Here is a 17,080-nt window from a genome sequence, read left to right as displayed (position 1 = left end):
GCGGGGCGGCTCCATGCTACCGAGGCCCCGACGCGCTCACGCGGGCGGCGGCCACTCCGGCTCGAGAGCGGGAGCCGCGCCGATCGCCTCCCGCAGCAGGTCGGCCGTGAGCTCCGGATCCGGCAGGTCCCGCAGCACGAACACCTCGGCTCCCGCCTGCAGGATCCGGACGTCCCCGCACCGGGCGAGGCGCTGGCCGAGGGAGCGCTCGACCGCGACCTCCATCCTCCGATCGAAGACCACCTCGGCCCGCCGGATCGACGCCACGCCCCGGCGCGCGCTGAGGCCGGAGGCGGTGACGCGGTAGCGCACGCTCGCCCAGCCCGCGATCCCGGGAGCGCAGAGGAGCAGCACCAGAAGTGCGGTGCCGAGCCCGATGATCCAGCGCTGCAGGGCGAGCTCGAACTGCGCGGCGAAGTAGAAGCCCGTCCAGGTGAGCAGGAGGAGGCCGACGACCGGTGCGACCGCCCGGCGGGCGCGCGGGGTCAGCCGCGCCAGCTCGCGGTCGGCGGGGTCGGTCCTGGCCATCAGGAGCGCAGATGCGTGACGTCGCCGGCCGGGAACGAGCGCAGCGCGCCGCCCTGCTCGAGCAGGAGCGAGCCGTCCGGGGCGAGTGCGGCGGCGGTCCCCTCCTCCTGCGTGCCGTCGGGCAGCTCGAGCCGGACGCGCGTGCCGAGGGTGCCGCAGGAGGCGCGGACGGCGGCGGCCGCTCCGGAGGCCTCGGCGTCGCCCTGGGCGAGCAGCGGAGCCAGCAGCCCCTGGAATCCGGTCAGGAACGCGGCGAGCACCTCGTCGGCGCTCGTCGTCCGTGCTCCGGCGAGGGCGAGCGAGGTGGCGGTCGGGACCGGCAGCTCCGCCTCCGTCAGCAGCAGGTTCACGCCGGTGCCGACGACGACCCGCCCGTCCGGCAGGCGCTCGGCGAGGATCCCCGCGACCTTCCGGCCGTCGATCAGGACGTCGTTGGGCCACTTGACGGCGACGTCCCCGTCGACGAGGGGTGCGAGGGCCCGGGCGAGAGCGGCGCCGGCCACGAGCGGCAGCCAGCCGGAGGCCTCGGCGCCGAGGGCGGAGGCGTCGACCAGAGTCGAGGCCGCGAGCGTGCGGCCCGCGGGCGCCTGCCAGACGCGCCCCAGCCGGCCGCGCCCGGCGCGCTGGTCGCCGGTGGCGACCACGGAGAGGTGCGGCCACGCGGCGGGGTCGGCGGCCGCCCGCTCGCGGAGCTCGTCGTTCGTCGACCCCGCCGACTCGAGCGCGAGGACGCGGGGGGAGACGGCGGAGGAGAGCGGGAGGAGCATGCCGCCACGGTAGCGGCGGCTCCCGCGAGGCCGCTCCGAGCGCCGCGCGCGACGGCCCGCCCTTGTCCGGATCCTCCCGTCGGGAGCGGCCCTCCCTGTGCGAGTGCGACAAGAGGAGGCGTCCGCCCCGCCGGTAGGGTGAGCGGGTGACCGCGAACACCGAACGTCCCGCGCCCGATCTGTACACGACCGCGGGGAAGATCGCGGACCTCAGGAACCGCTACCACGAGGCCGTCACGGCCAGTGGCGAGGCGGCGATCGAGAAGCAGCACGCCAAGGGCAAGATGACCGCACGGGAGCGGATCGACACCCTCCTCGACCCGGGCTCGTTCGTCGAGCTGGACGAGTTCGTGCGCCACCGCACCCACGCCTTCGGCATGGAGAAGAAGCGCCCCTACGGCGACGCCGTCGTCACCGGGACCGGCACCATCCACGGCCGCCAGGTCGCCGTGTACTCGCAGGACTTCACGATCTTCGGCGGCTCGCTCGGCGAGGTGGCCGGCGAGAAGATCATCAAGGTGATGGACCTCGCCCTGAAGACCGGCGTCCCGATCATCGGCATCCTCGACTCCGGCGGAGCACGGATCCAGGAGGGCGTGGTCGCCCTCGGCAAGTACGGCGAGATCTTCCGCCGCAACACCGCGGCGAGCGGCGTGATCCCCCAGATCTCGATCATCTGCGGCCCTGCCGCGGGAGGCGCGGTCTACTCCCCCGCCCTGACCGACTTCGTGATCATGGTCGACAAGACCAGCCAGATGTTCGTCACCGGGCCCGACGTGATCAAGACCGTCACCGGCGAGGACGTCGGCATGGAGGAGCTCGGCGGCGCGCTGACCCACAACAAGATCTCGGGCGTCTCGCACTACCTCGCGAGCGACGAGAACGACGCGCTCGACTACGCGCGGACGCTCCTCTCCTTCCTCCCGGACAACAACCTGTCGCCGGTACCCGTCTTCGAGACCGAGGTCGATCTCGAGACGACCGACGCGGACCGCTTCCTCGACACGGTCATTCCGGACAGCCCGAACCAGCCGTACGACATGCGCGCCGTCATCGAGCACATCGTCGACGAGGGCGACTTCCTCGAGGTGCAGCCGCTGTTCGCGCCGAACATCGTGATCGGCTTCGGCCGCGTCGAGGGCCGCTCCGTCGGCATCATCGCGAACCAGCCGAGCGCCATGGCGGGCACGCTGAACATCGAGGCAGGCGAGAAGGCGTCCCGCTTCGTCCGCTTCTGCGACGCGTTCTCGCTGCCGATCCTGACCCTGGTCGACGTCCCGGGCTACCTGCCCGGCACCGACCAGGAGTGGACCGGCGTCATCCGCCGCGGCGCGAAGCTGCTCTACGCCTACGCCGAGGCGACCGTGCCGCTGGTCACGGTCATCCTGCGCAAGGCCTACGGCGGCGCGTACATCGTGATGGGGTCCAAGCAGCTGGGAGCCGACATCAACCTCGCGTGGCCGACCGCCGAGATCGCCGTCATGGGCGGCCAGGGCGCGGTGAACATCCTCTACCGCAACGAGATCCGCAAGGCGGAGGAGGCCGGCGAGGACGTCGCAGCCGTCCGGACGCGCCTGGCGAACGAGTACACCTACAACGTCGCGAGCCCGTTCCTCGCGGCCGAGCGCGGCGAGCTCGACGGCGTGATCGAGCCCTCGGCGACGCGTGTCTCCGTCATCAAGGCGCTGCGTGCGCTGCGCACCAAGCGCGCCAACCTGCCCGCGAAGAAGCACGGCAACATCCCGCTCTGACCCGGCTCGCTCGGACGCCGCGGCAGGAGACGGGAGACCGTCCGTGCCGCGGCGTTCCGCTGCGCCCACCTCCTCACGGGGCGGAGGGGCGGAACGATCAGTCGGAGGAGCCGGGGCCGGTCCGTCGGGCAGCGGACTCCGCGGGAGCATCGGGCCGCACGACGGGAGCGGCCGGCTCCGCGGCCGGAGCACCCGGCTCCCCTGTCGCGGAATCGGGCTCCGCTTCCCGGGCATCCGCCCTCGCAGCCGGAGCACCCGCCTTCACCGCAGGACCACCCGCCTTCACCACAGGACCGTCCGGCTCGGCAGTCGGAGCACCCGCCTTCACCGCAGGACCACCCGCCTTCACCACAGGACCGTCCGGCTCGGCAGTCGGAGCACCCGCCTTCGCCGCAGGAGCGCCTGCCCTGGCGGCCGGAGCATCCGGCTTCGCCGCGGGCGCCTCGGACGGCTTCTCCTCCGGCTTCGCCCCGACCACCCGCGCGAACGCCAGCGCCTGCGCGGCGGAGAGGTCCGGCAGGTAGGCGCGACCCAGCGCGGCTCCGATCCGGGGCAGCTGCAGCGCGTCGGGGTAGGTCATCCAGAGGCCCGCGTAGCGCGGGTGGAACTTGGCCTTGAAGCGGAACAGCGACGTGAAGCCGTAGGCCGGCTCGAGCGTCCGCGAGAGGAACTCGAGCAGGCGCGAGAGGACCGTCGGCTCCGGAGGCACCTCCCCCTCCTCGACCGGTGCGGTGGCGAGCGGTGCGCCCGAGAGCGAGAGGAACTCGGCACCCTCCTCCTTGACGCGCAGCGCCGCGGAGGCGATGAGGAACTCCATGATGCCGGGCATCGAGTCGTCGGAGCGGCGCATGAAGTCGAGGGTCCAGCCGACCACGCGCCCCTCCCGATGCACGGGCAGCCAGCTCGTCACCCCCTGCAGCACGCCGTCCGGTCCGACCGCGAGCAGGAGGGCGACAGCGGGATCGCGGACCTCGTCGATGCCGCCGAGGGTGAAGCCCATCTCGGGCAGCGCCTTCTCGGCGACCCAGCGCTCCGACAGGTCGACGATCTGGTTGGCCATGCCGAGGGAGAGCTCGGACCAGCTGGTCCACTGCGCCTCGATGCCCAGCTTGATGCCGCGCGTGAGCGGGTAGCGCACCTTCTGCCACCGCTTGCCGGTGAGCTCGAAGGAGGAGAGCTCGATGATCGTCTCCTCGCCGACCGAGAGGCGCGACCAGCCGAGCCGGTCGAAGACGGGGAGCAGCTCGTCGTGGATGCTGTAGAAGACGGGCGTCCAGCTGCGCTCGTCGCAGAACCGCACGAACTCGGCCACGACGTCCTCCCGCCGCTCGGGAGCGCAGGCGGGGTCGGAGAGGGTGATCGCCACGCCGCCGATCACCCGGTAGGCGACTCCGCCGGTCCCGTCGGCCGAGATCCAGTGCGCGTTGCCCTCCCAGGTCCCCTGGTGGCCGAGGCTGCCGGCGCCGTGCAGGGACAGGAGCGCGCGGTACCGCGCCTCGTCGCCGCGGTTCCGCTGCACGTCGGTGGCCCGGAGCAGAGCGACCACCGCCACGACGACCACGAGCCAGAACACCGGGCCGACCCACTCGAAGACGATCCGCGCAACGGGCTCCCGCGGCACGGCGAGCAGTCCGGCGCCGCCGAGGAAGCTCACCGGGACGAAGCGCAGCAGCCCGTCCAGGAGGAGCCTCCCGAGGCTCAGGAGCGGCTCGAAGCTCGTGCGCACGCCGGCCGAGAGCGCCAGGTAGCCGCCGAGGGACACGACGAAGGCGATGGCGACGACCCGCGTCCAGAGCCTCGCAGCGGCACGGGGCGCGCGGATGCGGAAGTGCCTCCTCCCGATCACGAGCATCGCCACGACGGCCAGCGGCACCAGCACCGTCGTCGCCACCCAGAGCAGGTACTCGGCGTAGTACAGGAACTCGGGGTGACGGGCGGCGCGCTGGAGGGAGAAGACCTCCAGGATCGCGATCGCGATGTTCACCCCGACCGCCAGCAGCAGGCCCAGGCGGCGCCCGGAGCGCAGGCCGTAGGCGGCGACGAGCAGGAGGAGGAGCGGGACGAATGTCAGCAGGATCGGCCCGGGGGCGACCAGGCTCAGCTTCACGTGGTGCGCGCAGTGCCGGAGGGCGCGGCTGCACGGGTCCTCGAGGTCCGTCGTCCCCGTGAAGGCGCTCTGCAGCAGTCGGCCGAGGAACGAGAACGGACCGTAGCCCGAGTCCGAGAGGACGGCGACGAGCGGACCGATGGCGGTGACGACGACGACCGCCGCCAGCAGCCCCCGGGACTCGCGGTGCGAGCTCGGGGCCGGACGCTGCGGACGCAGTCCCGACGCTCCCCGCGCGAGAACCGCGCCGAGCACGAGCCCCGCGCCGCCCGCGAGGAGCCGGTACGCGTCGGCGGAGTCGCCCGCGTAGAGCACGAACATCAGCACGACGGCGAAGACGGTCACCCGGAGCCGGCGACGCCACAGAGCGCCCATGAAGGCGGTCGAGGCGATGAGGGCGCCGACCGCGCCGATCAGCGGGTCGAAGGTGTGGTCGCCGACGGTGTCGCCCGCCCACCACTCGCCGGCGAGAGCGCCGATCGACTGCACGGAGGACCCGACGACGATCCCGACGGCGCCGGTCACGAGGAAGGCGAGGAGGGTGCGGGCCGAGCCGAGGCGGCGCTCCGCGGCGAGGAGCATCGGGAGCACCAGCACGACGTCCAGGAGCAGCTGCAGCGGGTCCGCCGCGATCAGGAGGGCGGTCACGGCCGTCCACGGACGGCCGTCGAGGGTCGTCATCGGGCCCGCCGCCCACCAGGCCGTCGTCTCGGCTCCCGCGGGGGCGACGAGCGTCCCCGTGATCGCGCTCGCGGCCAGGAGGACCAGGACGACCGAGACGGCCGCCGGCGACCTCCGGACCAGCAGACGCAGGGGGCGCAGCGCCGCGGCACCGCTCCTCGGGAACCACGTCGGCATGCGGGGACGCTCCTGTTCGCAACGGACGGACGACGCTCCGGCGGCATCCGGCGTCAGCATAGCCATGCCCCGCCGACCGGCGCCGTGAACGGCATGCGATAGCGTCGCGGGATGACCGCCTCCGACTCCGCACCCGCCGTCGTCATCTCCACCCCCGGCCTCGACGCCGCCGAGATCGCCGCCGTCACGGCCGTCGTCACCGCACTGACCTCTCGCACCGAGGCCGAGCCGGAGACCCCGCAGGAGCTCAGCGGGGGCTGGAACGACCGCGCCGCGGCGGTCCGCGGGCCGCTGCGGCCGGCACCGGGAGCGTGGCGCTCCTTCTCCGGCTGAGCGGACTCGCAGACGCAGCCCGTCGGGGAACGAGCGATCCGCGACGCGGAACGTGAAATTTGTCCCCCGATTAGTCCCCTAAAGTGCTGACTATGCGCCTCCTGGCGGAGCGAGCACACTAGTGGACGTACGGTGCTCCTCCTTCGGAAGGGGCACCGCCAATCACTCGCCGACCAGGGTAAGCAGGCGGGTGTGTTGGGGGCGAGTGAGGGTAATATTCGGGTTGTTACCCTCACTCGGGGTTTGACGGCGGGCCGGGCCCCCTCTTCGGAGGAGTGGACGGCCCGCCGCACTCCGTTAACGGGCTCTTCTCATCACGTGCTGTGCGCTCGACGGGCACTGCTCACGACCGCTCTGCTCACGCTCGTGCCGCGCCGCGCCGACGATCGGTCCGCTCCGAGAGTTCGGGCGCGCCGAGACCTGAGCCGTGCTGAGAGCCGGAGCGTCCCGCCCGCGGCACCGATCCGACATCCGCACGCCCTCCGGGGCGGGTCGCCGCCGGTCGCTGAGCGTGCGGACGGCCGCGCCGTCCCGCGCGCGCTCCGCCGCTCAGACGTCGCGTCCGCCGACGCCGTCGCGCCGGATCTCGACCCAGGCGTCGACCTCGTCACCCGCGTCGTCGGAGCCGAGGGCGCCCGCGCTGCCGTCGCCGGCCGTCCGCAGGCCCACGACTGTGACCGCCGAGGCCGAGTCGGCCGAAGCAGTGCGCACCACCACGCGGTCGACCTCCTCGCGGATCCCGCTCAGAGCTTGGGCGAGCTCCCCCAGCACCCGGCGGCTCTCGCCCTCGGAGGTGCGGTCGAGGCCGCCGTCGTCGAGCACCGACACGGTCACGCCCCGCCGCCGCGCGTCGAGCACGAGACGACGTACCTCGTCGTCCAGCAGCCGCCGGCCGCGGATCTCGTCGCGCACGGCCGCCTCGAGCAGCCGGCACTCGCGCCGCTCCTCGTCGGTGAGGCCCGGTCCCGGCTCGGCGATGCGCAGCAGCATGTCGGCGGCGAGGGCGCGGGTCTGCTCCAGCCGGACCTCGCGCTCCGTGAGGTGCGCCTCCTCCGCGGCCCGCCACGACGCGGCCGCGCGCTCGGCCGCCTCGAGCACGCGCGCCTCGGAGCCCGCGCGCCCGAGCTCGACGATGAGCAGCTGCGCGATCGCGACCCAGGCGATCCCCCCGACGACGCCGAGAGTGGCCAGCGCGGCCGGGCCGGCCCAGAACACGGTGTGCACGATCAGGAAGCCGACGCCGACCCAGGCGCAGGCCGCGCGCCGGCGGGCGCACACGATCGTCATGAGGGTGCCGACCGCGGCGATGTACCAGGTGGAGTAGCCGTTGGAGGCACCCGGATCGAGCGAGGGCGCGACCAGCAGCGGCAGAGCGACGGCGACCGCGGTCATCCCGACCGCGACGGGCAGGGCGAGCCGGGTCGTCGCTCCCGGCCAGAGGGCGACGACGGTCGCCGCGACGTACAGCGCGACCGCGACGAGGTCGGCCGGCGTGGCCGGGGAGATGCGGAAGGAGAAGAAGGCGAGCACCACGTGGTACAGCGAGAAGCCGGCGCCGAGCGCCTGGAGCAGGGGGCGCGGGTAGGCGATCACGGCCCTCCTCCCGCGTCCGCCCGCCAGGAGAGGACGACACGGGTGCCCTCGCCCGGAGTCGAGTCGACCCGCGCCGATCCCCGCGCGTTGTGCACCCGCTCGAGGATGGAGAGCCGGATGCCCAGCCGCTCGCGCGGGACGTCGGCGAGCCGGAAGCCGCGGCCGTCGTCCTCCACCACGACCTCCACCGCGCCGTCGCCCAGCAGCCCGTGCACGGCGCGGTGGACGCTGCCGCTCGGACCCGCGTGCTGAACGCTGTTGGCGAGCGCCTGCCAGACCGCGCCGAGCAGCGCCTCGGCCACCGGGCGCGGCAGCGTCGTCGCGCGCGGATCCACTCCGTCGGCCGTCGCGACTGCGATCTCGGTCCCGAAGGTGGACGCCGCGTGGGCGAGCTGGCGCTGCAGGAGCTCGAGCGGGACCAGCCCCTCGGGTGGCTCCGGCTCGTGGTCGGGCAGCAGCACGGCGAGGGTGCGCTGCGCCATCGAGGAGACCAGCGCACGCTCGGCCGGCGACTCGGCGGAGGCGGCGGAGAGCAGCGTCGCGAGCACGTTGTCGTGCACCAGGGCGTCGACCTCGACCCGCTCCACCTCGCCGGCGTGCTGGCGCATCGCCGCCTCGTACTGCTCCATGGCCGTCGTCTGCGCGCGATCGATCTGGTCGGCCGACTGCCGGAGCACGGTGATCAGCACCAGCATCACGAAGCCGACGATGCCCACGTAGGCGGCGTCGAGGATCGCGCGGGTCGGCTCCGCCCCGCCGCCGGAGGGGAGGACGCGCAGCAGCCCGAACAGCACGGTCGTCACCGACACGTACGCGATCGCGATCCGGAGGGGAGCCGCGATCGTGCAGAAGGCGGTGCCGATGGTCAGCAGGTACCAGATCCACGGGGTCTCGCGGTCCGCGCCCCCGGTGGCGACGGCGGCCGGCCAGGTCAGGAGGGCCACGAGGACACCGACCGCGACCAGGACCGCCGTGATCCGCGTGCCCCGCCGCAGCACGGCGGTGACCACGGCGGCGGTGAGCGATCCGAAGACCAGCACCAGCACCGGCCAGGCCACCTCGGGGCGCAGCAGGGGCAGCTGGGCGAGGATCGGCGGGACGGTCTGCACGCCGAAGCCGAAGCCGAAGAACGACACGACCGTGCTGATGATCCGGTCGATCCGCTCGCGCCCGGCGTTGCGGCGGGCGATCGGCGCCTCAGCGCCCGCCATCGCCGTCGTCCGGGTCGATGCCCGGCAGGATGCCGTCCTCCACCGCGCGCCGCAGCAGATCGACCTTCGTCGGGGCGGGACGGCCGATCTCGACGTACTTGTCGCGGATCCGGTCGAGGTACTCCTTCGCCGTCGACACCGAGATCTGCAGCCGCTCGGCCACCAGCTTCAACGGCAGCCCCGAGGCGTAGAGGTGCAGGACGTCGCGCTCGCGACGACCGAGCACGGCCCGCGCGAAGTCGTCGTCGGCGTCGATGGCCGAGGCCCACTCCAGATTGTTGAGGACCTCGCCGCGGGCGACGGTGCGGATGGCGGCGACGACCGTCGACATGGGCGAGGACTTCGGGATGACGCCGGCCGCTCCCGCGGCGAGCGCCTCCCGCACGGCCACGACGCGGTCGGCGATGCTGTGGACGAGGACGGCGGAGCCGCGCACCTGCCCCCACTTGACGTTGCTGGTGATGCTCGAGCCGTCGTTCAGGGACAGGTCGAGGACGAGCACCTCGATCTCGGCGCCGCCGATCGTGCTCTCGAGGGCCTGGACGGTCTCGGCGGCGGCGACCACCTGCATCCCCGCGCTCTCGACGGCGGCGGCCACGCCCAGGCGCACCGACTCGTGGTCGTCCACGATCGCCACGCGCACGCGCGGGGCCTCGGCTGCGTCGACGTGGGGCTCCATCCCGCCCATGGTACGCAGGCGCGGGCCCGCGGTCAGTCCTCTCGGCGGACCAGTCGCGCAACGGCCTCCACGTGGGAGGTGTGCGGGAAGAGGTCGAAGCCCTCGAGGCGCTCCAGCTCGTAGCCGGCCCCGGTCAGGGCGCCCACGTCGCGGGCGAGCGCGACCGGGTCGCAGGCGACGTAGACGAGCTGCGCCGGCCGCAGCTCCGCCAGAGCGTCGGTGACCGCTCGGCCGGCGCCCGAGCGCGGCGGGTCGAGGACCACGGTCGCCGCGCGCCACCGCGCCCGCTCGCGCGCATCGGCCTGGGCGACGACGTCGCGGAGGTAGCGGTCGACGCGGGCGGTCACCGCGCGGGCGCCGACCTGGTCGGCCAGGTTCTCGAGCGCGTGCTCGGTGGCGCGGGAGTCACTCTCGACGCTGGTCACGCGCACTCCGGCGCCGAGGCGGTCGGCCAGCGCCGCGGCGAGCAGGCCCACCCCGCCGTAGAGGTCGTGGTTGGCGGCCGACGGGTCCGCCGCATCCGCGTCGACGGCGGCCTGCACGGCCTCGAAGAGCGCGGCGGCGGCTCCGCGGTGCACCTGCCAGAAGCCGGTGCGGTCGACCCGGAAGGTGCGGTCGGCGACGAACTCGCTCACCACCGTGCGGTCGCGGCGGGCGCGCTTGTCGGAGGGGTCGTGCACGAGCACCGCGGCCCCCTCGGACCCGGCCGCGTCGACGAGGTCGACCACCGAGCCGGGAGCGAGGCGCTCGCCGAGCGGTGCGGCCAAGGAGGAGTCGGCGGTCGCGAGGGGCAGCGACTCCACGGTGACGACGTGGTGGCTGCGTGCCGCGTAGGGGCCGACCCGTCCGTCGTCGTCGACGTGGAGGCGGTTCCGCGTGCGCCAGCCGAGGCCGCCGGACGCGTCGTCCCCGCCGATCGGCGAGACCTCCACCTCGACCTCGCGACGGGCGAAGCGGGAGAAGGAGTCGACGAGCACGAGGCGCTTCAGCTCGCGCTGGTAGGCCAGGTCGGCGTGGCCGAGCTCGGCGCCGCCGACGCGCTCCCCCGGGCGGCGGTCGAGGGCGGCCTCGGGCCAGACGTGCTCCACCCGGTGCTCGGACGCCTCGAGCACCTCGAGCGCCTCGGCACGCCAGAAGCTGTCGTGCCGGACCTCGCTGATCCGCGCCCGCACGCGCTCGCCGGGGAGGACGTCCGGGACGAAGACGACGCGGCCCTCGTGCCGGGCGACGAACACGCCGCCGTGGGCGACGTTGCTAATGTCGAGCTCGATCTCGGTCCCGAGTGCGTCGTCGGCCCCGTCGGGGCGGGCGGATGCTCGGGACGGGGTCTGTGCCATCCGTCGAGCATCCCACAGCGTGGGCCCGGCCGCAGGGAGCCCTCGTGCGCCTCTACCTCGCCTCCACCTCCCCCGCGCGCCTCGCGCTGCTGCGGGCCTCCGGGATCGAGCCCGTCGTCGTCCCCTCCGAGGTGGACGAGCCCGCGGCCGTCGCCCGGGCCGAGCAGGAGCGGGGCGCGGCGCTGGACGCGGACGCCACCGTCTCGCTGCTCGCCCGCGCCAAGGCGCACGCCGTCCTGCGCCCGGACATCGACGGTCTGGTGCTCGGCGGCGACTCCGCGTTCGTCCTCGACGGCGTCGTCCACGGCAAGCCGCACGAGCCCGAGCGGGCCCGGGAGCGCTGGCGCGCCCAGCGCGGACGCACCGGCCGCCTCCACTCCGGCCACTGGCTCGTCGACCACCGCGGCGGGAGGATCGTCGCCGAGGCCGGAGCGGTCACCTCCGCCGCCGTCACGTTCGCCGACGACATCGACGACGCCGAGATCGACGCCTACGTCGCCACCGGCGAGCCCCTCGAGGTGGCCGGCGCCTTCACCATCGACGGCCGCGGCGCCGGCTTCATCACCGCGATCGAGGGCGACCCCTCGACGGTGATCGGGATGTCGGTGCCGACCCTCCGCACTCTGGTGCGGAGCCTCGGGGTCGACTGGACCGCGCTCTGGAACCGCTGAGGCCCGTCCCGCCCTTGTGAGGAACCGACGAAGGCCCTCCGCTTCTTTGTGGTGAGCCGCGCCGGGCCGGGCGGAGCCGCCCCCTAGGGTTGAGGACCATGCCGAAGATTACGAAGGTGCTCGTCGCCAACCGGGGCGAGATCGCCGTCCGAGTCATCCGCGCCGCCCGCGACAGCGGGATCGCCTCCGTGGCCGTCTACGCCGACCAGGACCGCGACGCCGTGCACAGCCGCCTCGCCGACGAGGCCTACGCCCTCGGCGGGACGACCAGCGCCGAGACCTACCTCGTCATCGACAAGCTGCTCTCGGTGGCGCGCCGCTCCGGTGCCGACGCCGTGCACCCCGGCTACGGCTTCCTCGCCGAGAACGCCGACTTCGCCCGCGCCGTCATCGACGCCGGCCTGATCTGGATCGGCCCCGGCCCCGAGGCCATCGAGCGCCTCGGCGACAAGGTCTCGGCCCGCCACGTCGCCGAGAAGGTCGGCGCGCCGCTGGCCCCGGGAACCCTCAACCCCGTCTCCGGTGCCGCCGAGGTGCTCGAGTTCGTGGACCAGTACGGCCTCCCCGTCGCGATCAAGGCGGCCTTCGGCGGCGGCGGTCGCGGCCTCAAGGTCGCCCGCGAGCGCGACGAGGTCGAGGAGCTGTTCGCCTCCGCCACGCGCGAGGCCGTCGCCGCCTTCGGCCGCGGCGAGTGCTTCGTCGAGAAGTACCTCGACCAGCCGCGCCACGTCGAGACCCAGTGCCTGGCCGACGCGCACGGCAACGTCGTCGTGGTCTCCACCCGCGACTGCTCCCTCCAGCGCCGCCACCAGAAGCTCGTCGAGGAGGCGCCCGCGCCGTTCCTGACGGACGCGCAGAACACCGAGCTCTACCGCGCCTCGAAGGCGATCCTGCAGGAGGTCGGCTACCTCGGCGCCGGAACCTGCGAGTTCCTGATCGGCAAGGACGGCACGGTGTCCTTCCTCGAGGTGAACACCCGCCTCCAGGTCGAGCACCCCGTGTCGGAGGAGATCACCGGCATCGACCTCGTGCGCGAGCAGTTCCGCCTCGCCGAGGGCGGCGTGCTCGACTACGACGACCCGGCGCCCCGCGGCCACTCCTTCGAGTTCCGCATCAACGGCGAGGACGCGGGCCGCGGCTTCCTCCCCGCTCCGGGCCCGGTGCACGTCTTCAAGGCCCCCGGCGGACCCGGCGTCCGCGTCGACTCCGGTGTCGTCGCCGGCGACGTGATCTCCGGCTCCTTCGACTCGCTCCTCGCGAAGCTGATCGTCACCGGCGACAGCCGCGAGCAGGCGCTGGAGCGCTCGCGCCGCGCCCTCGCCGAGTTCGAGGTCACCGGACTGCCGACCGTCCTCCCCTTCCACCGCGCGATCGTCGAGGACCCGGCCTTCGCCCCCGAGGGCGGCGCGCCCTTCACGATCTACACCCGCTGGATCGAGACCGAGTTCGAGAACACGATCCCGGCCTGGAGCGGCGAGCCCGGAGCGACCGACGAGCCGGCGGCCCGCCGGAACGTGGTCGTCGAGGTCGACGGGCGCCGCGTCGAGGTCACTCTCCCCGGCGACCTGGTCGGCTCGGGACCCGCCCGCGGGGCCGCTGCCGCCTCCCCGAAGCGCCGCGGCTCCTCCTCCGTCAGCACCGTCACGGGCGACTCCGTCGCCTCGCCCATGCAGGCCACCATCGTCAAGGTCGCCGTCGCCGAGGGCGACACGGTCGTCACCGGCGACCTGGTCGTCGTCCTCGAGGCGATGAAGATGGAGCAGCCGCTCACCGCCCACAAGGACGGCGTCGTGAAGGGCCTCGACGCGACGGCCGGAGCGACCGTCCCCGCGGGACACGTGCTCCTCCAGATCGTCTGAGCCCGTTCCGGGCCGCCCCCCGCGCGGCCCGGCGCGGTCGGCTCCTCGACGTGAGTGGTACCGCCGAGCGGGTCGCGTCGCGCTGCGGTCAATCGCTTCGCACGCGATTCCCGGTCGTGCGCTCTGCCGATGAAGGGCCGCACCCCGCGCGGCCCGGCGGAGTGGCGCGTCAGGTGACGATGTGCATGGCGCGCGCGGCGTCCGAGATCGAGCCGGTGAGGCTCGGGTAGACGGTGAAGGCCCGCGCGACCTGGTCGACGGTCAGGCGGTGCTCCACGGCGAGGGCGAGCGGGAAGATCAGCTCGCTCGCCTTCGGAGCGACGATGACGCCTCCGATGACGGTGCCGGAGCCGGTGCGCGCGAACAGCTTGACGAAGCCGTCGCGGATGCCCATCATCTTCGCCCGCGGGTTCGCGGCGAGCGGGAGCTTGTAGATCTCGCCCTGCGCGATGCCCTCCTCGATCTCGCGCTGGCTCCACCCGACGGTCGCGATCTCGGGCTGCGTGAAGATGTTCGCCGCGACGTTGCGCACCTCGGTCGGGTTCACGGCGTCGCCCATCGCGTGGAACACGCCGGTGCGGCCCTGCATGGCGGCGACGGAGGCGAGCGGGAGGAACGTGGTGCAGTCCCCGGCCGCGTAGATCGAGGGGACGCTGGTGCGGGCGACGCGGTTGACGCGGATGTGCCCCGACTCCGTCAGCTGCACCCCCGCGTCCTCGAGGCCGATGCCCGCCGTGTTCGGCACGGAGCCGACGGCCATCAGGCAGTGCGAGCCCTCGACGACACGTCCGTCCGAGAGCACGGCCTGCACGCCCTTCTCGGTCCGCTCGACGCGGTCGGCGCGCGACTTCGAGAGCACGACCATGCCGTTGCGCTTGAAGACGTTCTCGATCACGGCGGCCGCGTCGGCGTCCTCGCCGGGCAGCACCTGGTCGCGGGAGGAGATGAGGGTCACGCGGGCGCCGAGCGCACGGTAGGCGGAGGCGAACTCCGCGCCGGTCACGCCGGAGCCCACCACGATCAGGTGCTCGGGGACGGACTTGAGGTTGTAGAGCTGGGTCCAGCTGAGGATGCGCTCGCCGTCGGGAGCCGCGGTCGGGAGCACACGGGGGCTGGCGCCCACCGAGACCACGATCGTGTCCGCCTCGATGCGGTCGAAGTCCATGCCCTCGCCGCCGGCCGCCGTGGAGACGATCAAGGCGTTCGAGCCGTCCAGGCGCCCGTCCCCCTGGACGATGCGCACGCCGTGGTGCACCAGGTTCGCGCGCATGTCCTCGGACTGCTGGCGCGCGAGCCCGAGCAGGCGCTTGTTCACCGTCGCCAGGTTGACCGCCACGTCCGGGCGCACCGGCTTGTTCTGCTCCGAGCGGGTGAAGAACTGCACGCCCAGGTCGGCGGCCTCGCCGATGGCGTTGGTGGCCTCCGCCGTCGCGATGAGCGACTTCGACGGGACGACGTCGGTGATGACGGCCGAGCCGCCCACTCCGACCCGCTCGACCAGGGTGACCTCAGCGCCGAGCTGCGCTCCCGCGATGGCGGCTTCGTAGCCGCCCGGCCCCCCTCCGAGTACAGCGATCCTCTGCGCGCGCTCGAACTCGTAAGCCATGGTTCCCATTGTCCTCTCTCACTGAGTGTTCGCCCAATCGCGGGGTGTCGGATCGGCCGCGGGAGTCGCCCTCCGCCGCCGCGCAGCCCGTCGGTAGGGTGGGAGGATGTCCGACCAGACCCTGCACCCCCTCGACGCCCCCGACGCCGATCCCTTCGAGATCGCGGCCCGCGCGGCCGCTCAGATCGCCGAGGCGACAGGGGTCGAGAAGCACGACATCGCCCTCACCCTCGGCAGCGGCTGGGGCAAGGCCGCCGACGCGATCGGCGAGACGACCGCGACGGTGGAGGCCACCGAGATCCTCGGCTTCTCCAAGCCGGCCGTGCACGGGCACGGCGGCACCCTGCGCTCCGTCCTGCTCCCCACCGGCAGGCGCGCGCTGATCATCGGCGCCCGCACCCACTACTACGAGGGCTACGGCGTGCGCCGCGTCGCGCACAGCGTCCGCACCGCCGCCGCGACGGGCGCGACGGTGATGATCCTCACCAACGGCGCGGGCGGCATCAAGGAGCACTGGACGCCCGGGACCCCCGTGCTGATCAGCGACCACATCAACCTCACCGCCGACTCGCCGCTCGAGGGCGCGACCTTCGTCGACCTCACCGACCTCTACTCCTCGCGCCTGCGCGACCTCGCCCGGGGGACGCGTCCGGAGCTGGACGAGGGCGTGTACGTGCAGTTCCGCGGGCCGCACTACGAGAGCCCGGCCGAGGTGCAGATGGCGAAGATCATCGGCGGCCACATCGTCGGCATGTCGACCGCCCTCGAGGCCATCGCCGCGCGCGAGGCGGGCATGGAGGTGCTGGGCATGTCGCTCATCACGAACCTCGCCGCCGGCATCCAGAAGACCCCCCTCAGCCACGAGGAGGTGCTCGAGGCCGGCCGCGACGCCGAGGACGACCTCGCCCGCCTGCTCGCCGGGATCACGGGCGCCCTGTGAGCGCCGACGTCCGGGAGCTCGCCGAGGCCTGGCTCGCCCAGGACCCCGACCCGGAGACGCGGGAGGAGCTGGTCGGCCTGCTGACCGCCTCCGACTCGGGGGACGCCTCCGCCCGCGCCGAGCTCGAGGACCGCTTCGGCGCCCGCCTGGCGTTCGGCACCGCGGGCCTGCGCGGCGCCATCGCGGCGGGATCCAACCGGATGAACCGCGTGCTGGTCTCGCAGGCCGCCGTGGGCCTGGCCGACTTCCTGCTGGCGCAGGGCGTCCAGCGGCCCGTGGTCGTGATCGGCTACGACGGCCGGAAGAACTCGCGCGTCTTCGCCGAGGACTCCGCCGCGCTGATGGCGGGCGCCGGCGTGGACGCGGTGCTGCTGCCCCGGCTCCTGCCCACCCCCGTGCTGGCCTTCGCCGTGCGCCACCTCGGCGCCGACGCCGGAGTGATGGTCACGGCGAGCCACAACCCGCCGCAGGACAACGGCTACAAGGTGTACCTCGGCGGCGCCGACGAGGGCTCGCAGATCGTGCCGCCGGTCGACTCCGAGATCGCCGAGCGGATCCTCGCGGTCGCGCGGGACCGGCGCGTTCCGGAGCTTCCGCGCGGCGAGTACCGGCTCGCGGACGAGTCCGTGGTCGCCGCCTACATCGAGGCGACGGCAGCCGTCGGCCGCCAGTCCGCTCCGCTGCGCATCGTCTACACGGCGATGCACGGGGTCGGCTGGGAGACGGCGCACCGGGTGCTCTCCGCGGCGGGATTCGACGAGCCGGCCGTCGTGGTCGAGCAGATCGAGCCCGACGCGGCGTTCCCCACGGTCGCGTTCCCCAACCCGGAGGAGGCGGGCG

The 17,080-nt window shown here is 73.7% G+C and carries 13 protein-coding genes and 1 pseudogene; 6 read left to right on the top strand and 8 right to left on the bottom strand.

Annotated elements, in window-relative coordinates; translation table 11 throughout:
* Positions 1-36 precede the first annotated feature (36 nt).
* Positions 37-528, bottom strand: coding sequence for a PH domain-containing protein (locus C5C50_RS00070; protein WP_104272571.1), 492 nt, complete (start codon positions 526-528; stop codon positions 37-39).
* A complete protein-coding gene (locus C5C50_RS00065) occupies positions 528-1,295 on the bottom strand; it encodes a biotin--[acetyl-CoA-carboxylase] ligase (RefSeq protein ID WP_104272570.1) in 768 nt (255 codons plus the stop codon). Before C5C50_RS00065 ends, C5C50_RS00070 begins: the two co-directional genes overlap by 1 nt.
* 146 nt (positions 1,296-1,441) lie before the next feature.
* On the opposite strand from C5C50_RS00065, the gene C5C50_RS00060 reads away from it, so the two are divergent.
* Complete coding sequence (locus tag C5C50_RS00060; RefSeq protein WP_104223164.1) at positions 1,442-3,046, top strand: acyl-CoA carboxylase subunit beta; 1,605 nt, start codon at positions 1,442-1,444, stop codon at positions 3,044-3,046.
* A 97-nt stretch (positions 3,047-3,143) separates the two neighbouring features.
* Here C5C50_RS00060 and C5C50_RS00055 read toward each other — a convergent pair whose 3' ends face one another.
* A complete protein-coding gene (locus C5C50_RS00055; RefSeq protein ID WP_181133862.1) occupies positions 3,144-6,011 on the bottom strand; it encodes a bifunctional lysylphosphatidylglycerol flippase/synthetase MprF in 2,868 nt (955 codons plus the stop codon).
* A 111-nt stretch (positions 6,012-6,122) separates the two neighbouring features.
* Here C5C50_RS00055 and C5C50_RS00050 point away from each other — a divergent pair, with 111 nt between their 5' ends.
* On the top strand, positions 6,123-6,344 hold the full coding sequence (locus tag C5C50_RS00050; protein WP_104223166.1) for an acyl-CoA carboxylase subunit epsilon: 222 nt from the start codon (positions 6,123-6,125) through the stop codon (positions 6,342-6,344).
* A gap of 549 nt (positions 6,345-6,893) precedes the next feature.
* Here C5C50_RS00050 and C5C50_RS00045 read toward each other — a convergent pair.
* The 4 genes from C5C50_RS00045 to C5C50_RS00030 are packed head-to-tail and all read right to left on the bottom strand — an operon-like array spanning position 6,894 to position 11,164.
* Positions 6,894-7,937 carry a hypothetical protein gene (locus C5C50_RS00045; protein ID WP_104225461.1) on the bottom strand — a complete coding sequence of 348 codons (1,044 nt, stop codon included), beginning with the start codon at positions 7,935-7,937 and terminating at the stop codon, positions 6,894-6,896.
* Positions 7,934-9,148: a sensor histidine kinase gene (locus C5C50_RS00040; RefSeq protein ID WP_104256321.1), complete on the bottom strand. Its 1,215-nt coding sequence runs from the start codon at positions 9,146-9,148 to the stop codon at positions 7,934-7,936. The genes C5C50_RS00045 and C5C50_RS00040 overlap by 4 nt, the downstream gene beginning before the upstream one ends.
* The gene (locus C5C50_RS00035; protein ID WP_104223169.1) at positions 9,135-9,836 is read right to left on the bottom strand and encodes a response regulator transcription factor; all 702 of its coding nucleotides are present in this window, start codon (positions 9,834-9,836) and stop codon (positions 9,135-9,137) included. The genes C5C50_RS00040 and C5C50_RS00035 overlap by 14 nt, the downstream gene beginning before the upstream one ends.
* A 23-nt stretch (positions 9,837-9,859) precedes the next feature.
* Positions 9,860-11,164, bottom strand: a complete 1,305-nt coding sequence (locus C5C50_RS00030) for a class I SAM-dependent RNA methyltransferase (protein ID WP_146080877.1) — start codon at positions 11,162-11,164, stop codon at positions 9,860-9,862.
* 44 nt (positions 11,165-11,208) lie between these two features.
* Here C5C50_RS00030 and C5C50_RS00025 point away from each other — a divergent pair, with 44 nt between their 5' ends.
* Positions 11,209-11,835, top strand: coding sequence for a nucleoside triphosphate pyrophosphatase (locus tag C5C50_RS00025; protein ID WP_181027094.1), 627 nt, complete (start codon positions 11,209-11,211; stop codon positions 11,833-11,835).
* 98 nt (positions 11,836-11,933) lie between these two features.
* The gene (locus C5C50_RS00020) at positions 11,934-13,694 is read left to right on the top strand and encodes a biotin carboxylase N-terminal domain-containing protein (RefSeq protein WP_104223170.1); all 1,761 of its coding nucleotides are present in this window, start codon (positions 11,934-11,936) and stop codon (positions 13,692-13,694) included.
* 169 nt (positions 13,695-13,863) lie between these two features.
* Here C5C50_RS00020 and C5C50_RS00015 read toward each other — a convergent pair whose 3' ends face one another.
* A complete protein-coding gene (locus C5C50_RS00015) occupies positions 13,864-15,300 on the bottom strand; it encodes an NAD(P)H-quinone dehydrogenase (protein WP_104223171.1) in 1,437 nt (478 codons plus the stop codon).
* A 106-nt stretch (positions 15,301-15,406) separates the two neighbouring features.
* Between C5C50_RS00015 and C5C50_RS00010 the strand changes: the two genes are divergently transcribed.
* Both C5C50_RS00010 and C5C50_RS00005 read left to right on the top strand, forming a co-directional pair.
* The gene (locus C5C50_RS00010) at positions 15,407-16,240 is read left to right on the top strand and encodes a purine-nucleoside phosphorylase (RefSeq protein WP_104238027.1); all 834 of its coding nucleotides are present in this window, start codon (positions 15,407-15,409) and stop codon (positions 16,238-16,240) included.
* A pseudogene (locus C5C50_RS00005) lies at positions 16,237-17,080 on the top strand (phospho-sugar mutase); the annotation flags it as partial. The gene C5C50_RS00010 and the pseudogene C5C50_RS00005, both read left to right, overlap by 4 nt.

The organism is Rathayibacter sp. AY1D9, from assembly GCF_002932395.1.
Classification (GTDB): domain Bacteria; phylum Actinomycetota; class Actinomycetes; order Actinomycetales; family Microbacteriaceae; genus Rathayibacter.
The sequence above is the reverse complement of the archived record's forward strand: the minus strand, read 5'-3'. Positions and strand labels throughout refer to the sequence as shown.